At 27.2% G+C, this 3,361-nt stretch carries 3 protein-coding genes; 1 reads left to right on the top strand and 2 read right to left on the bottom strand.

The window, feature by feature from the left end; genetic code table 11:
• Positions 1 to 375 (top strand): substrate-binding domain-containing protein (locus tag E6A48_RS07150; protein WP_219709347.1); only part of this gene is annotated, 375 nt, incomplete at its 5' end.
• Positions 376 to 435: 60 nt separating this feature from the next.
• Here the strand turns inward: E6A48_RS07150 and E6A48_RS07145 are convergent.
• Together E6A48_RS07145 and E6A48_RS07140 are read right to left on the bottom strand one after the other, a co-directional pair.
• The gene (locus E6A48_RS07145; RefSeq protein ID WP_219709346.1) at positions 436 to 1,824 is read right to left on the bottom strand and encodes a family 4 glycosyl hydrolase; all 1,389 of its coding nucleotides are present in this window, start codon (positions 1,822 to 1,824) and stop codon (positions 436 to 438) included.
• A 23-nt stretch (positions 1,825 to 1,847) separates the two neighbouring features.
• Positions 1,848 to 3,361, bottom strand: a 1,514-nt coding sequence (locus E6A48_RS07140) for a PTS transporter subunit EIIC (RefSeq protein WP_219709345.1), incomplete at its 5' end; no start/stop codon positions are given.

Genomic DNA, 3,361 nt, shown 5'->3' with positions numbered 1-3,361 from the left:
AAAAAATATGGAATAAAAAATATAAATATTGAAATAGCAGATTTTTCTTATGATAGTTCAAAAATTGCAGCCAGAAATTTATTAAAAAATAAAAAATTAGATGCTATAATATGTTCAACAGATAGGCAAGCTCATAGTGTTTATATGGTTGCAAAAGAAATGGGGCTTAAAATTCCAGATGATATATCTGTAATATCTTTTGGTGGATATGAGATTGATGAAATAATAGAGCCTGAACTTTCTACTATAAAATTTGATTCATTTAATGCTGGTGTATCTGCTGCTAATACTTTAATAAATTTAATTAATAATATAAATGTAGAAAAAGTATTTTATATTGATTATAAGTTTATAGAAGGTAAAAGCGTAAAATAAAAAAGGAGTTAATAAAATTAATTTTTTATTAACTCCAATAAATATTTTTTATATATTATTTTATTTCCAATCTTTAAAATATTCTTTATGTACTTCTAAATAATCAAATACAATAGATTTAGCAATAGAATAAGAATTAACTAATGGATGTACAGTTAAAGCTTTAATAGCTTTTTGAATACTTTTTTCAAAAATAGCTTCTACTGTAAGATTTTCATATAGTTTAACATCCTTTATTAAATTCTCTTGCATCTTTGGTATATTATTCATTTTTATTGGAACAGCATTACCGTTTTCATCTATAGTACAGCTTATTTCAACAACATCATTATCATCTAAAAATTCTAAAGCTCCATTATTTTTCACTGACACAACAACTCTTTTATTATGATTATTACTTGCAGCCTCAAGTATATCTATTGCTACACCTGCATATCCTCCAGAATCAGGTAGTTTTAAAAATTCAGATAATGGTATAACTTCTCTCTTATTTGATTTTTCAACACCAGATTCTCTAGCCATATAACTGCTTTCTCTTTCTATTAGATAAGAAAAATATATTTCAAAAGCCTTATCTAAATCATTATGTATATCTATATCTTTAAGAGCATTATACATTTTATTATTAATTTCTAATATTTGCTCTCCTCTTGTTTTACCAGAATCAACTATAGCTTGAACAGCTTTTTCTCTATAATAATAAAAATATAGATACTCATTTAAAAGCATATCATCAGATAAATGAACCAAATCTACATCAAAATATCTCATTTCTGTTTCTTTATATATTTTAGGGTTTTCTATAATAGATTTTGTTATATCTTTTCCATTAACCTGTATATTTCTAAACCATGATAAATGATTAAGCCCAAAACAATCAATTTTTACATTTTCTTCTTTTTCTCCAATAATATGGCATATTTCTCTTATTAATTCGCTTGGAGCATCACAAATACCAAAAAACTTTTTTGAGAAACCAGATTTTTGTATAGCTTGAGTTACTAACCCAGATGGATTAGTAAAATTGAAAAGTATAGCATCTTTTGATGAATATTTTTCTATCATTTTACAATAATCCAATATAACAGGAATGGATCTTATAGAAAAAGAAAAACCTCCAGGACCAGTTGTTTCTTGTCCTAATACACCATTTTTTAATGCCACTCTTTCATCTTTTACTCTTCCTTCTTCTTCACCAACCCTAATTGTAGTAATAATATAATCAGCATCTTTTAAAGCCTCTATAGGGTCTGAAGTAATAGAAAACTTAACCTTATTATTAAGTTTTTCAAAAATCTCTTTTGATAAATTACCATATATTTGTAATTTTTTATCATTGTTATCCATAAATACTACAGATGTAACACCTATTTTGTTCACCTGTAAAGCTAAAGATTTTGCTAAAAAAGGAGATCTAACTCCACCACCACCTAAAACTGTTAATTTCATTTTTTACTCCATTTTATTAATAATTATTCTTTATTTAATGCTTTCTCAACTTTATTTTTTATACTATTAACAGAAAGACCATAAATAATTTGTACAGATTGTCCTTTTTTAACAACACCATGACTTCCTGTTTCTTTTAATAAAGCTTCATCAATAAGATTAATATCTTTAAGTTCTAATCTTAATCTTGTAAAACAATTATCTACAGATATTATATTTTCTTTACCTCCTATAGCCTTAATAATATTATTTATTTTATTTTCTTCATTAGCTGTTTTATTTTCCAAGTATTCTTTTTTTGAATATAGTTTAACATCAGCTTCATCATCTTCTCTACCTGGTGTTTTCAAATTAAACTTTAATACAAAAAATTTAAATACATAATAAAATAATATAGCTTGTATTATTCCTATTAGAATAAAATAAGGCCATCTAGTTACAGAAGGAGGCATAGGCAAATCATATAAGAAGAAATCAATAAATCCACTAGCACCCCAAGGTCTTATTGAAAATACATTTAAAATAGCTTGAAATACTCCAGACATAGCAGCATATATAACCCATAATGGAGGAGAAACAAATAAAAAAGTAAATTCAATAGGTTCTGTAATACCAACTAACATAGCAGTTAAAGTAGCTGGTATTAATATAGCTCTTGCTTGCTGTTTCTTTTCAGGTTTAGCAGTATGATAGAAAGCTAAAGCAGCACCAACCAAACCAAACATACAAACCATACCTTGCTGAGAAAATCTTATAGCTTCATTCATTAATTTAACATCTTTATTAGCCATTTCAGCAAAGAATATTTGCATAGTACCTTCATATGTGATACCATCTCTCACCAAAGTACCTCCTATACTAGTTAATTGGAAAGGAGACCATACTAAATGGTGTAATCCTGTAGGTATCAAAACTTTTTCCAAAAATCCGTATACAAATACACCTAATGAACCTGCATTTTTCATAAATGTAGTAGATAATGTAATTCCTTTAGCAACAAAAGGCCATATATAACTAAGTATTATAGCAAATAATATTACTATAGGTATCATTATAACAAATACAACTTTACTACCACCGTACATAGCCATAGCACCTTTAAACTCAACGTTACAAAAAGTATTATGTATTTTAGCAGTAGTAATACCTAATATTATTCCTAAAAATACTCCCATATCTATGACTCTAAAACCTAATAGTTCAGTTTGTCCAGTTCCAGCTAATTGTCCATTTTCAGGCATAGGTATAACTTTGTTTGTAATTTCTAAGAAAGTTGAATTAGCACCAAGAAACATAATAAATACCATAAGTCCAACTAAAGCTGCCTCTGTTTTCTTTTCTTTAGCTAAACCAAAAGAAATACCAACTGCAAATATTAAACTTAGATTACCAAATAGAGGCCAAAGAGTTCCTCCCAATATATCAGCTACATCTTTAATAATACTTCCTTCAGCAGACCAATTACCTAATAAAGTAGCCAATACGAGAGCAGTACCTATAACAGGTAAAAATAAAATAGCACCCATCATAGCCCTAG

It is taken from the genome of Brachyspira pilosicoli (assembly GCF_019402445.1).
Classification (GTDB): Bacteria; Spirochaetota; Brachyspiria; order Brachyspirales; family Brachyspiraceae; genus Brachyspira; species Brachyspira pilosicoli_B.
This window is presented reverse-complemented; position numbering and strand designations above follow the sequence as displayed.

Bases quoted from the DNA above. Each gene is read 5' to 3' on its own strand.
- E6A48_RS07145 (WP_219709346.1), bottom strand. From the start codon at position 1,824: ATGAAATTAACAGTTTTAGGTGGTGGTGGAGTTAGATCTCCTTTTTTA.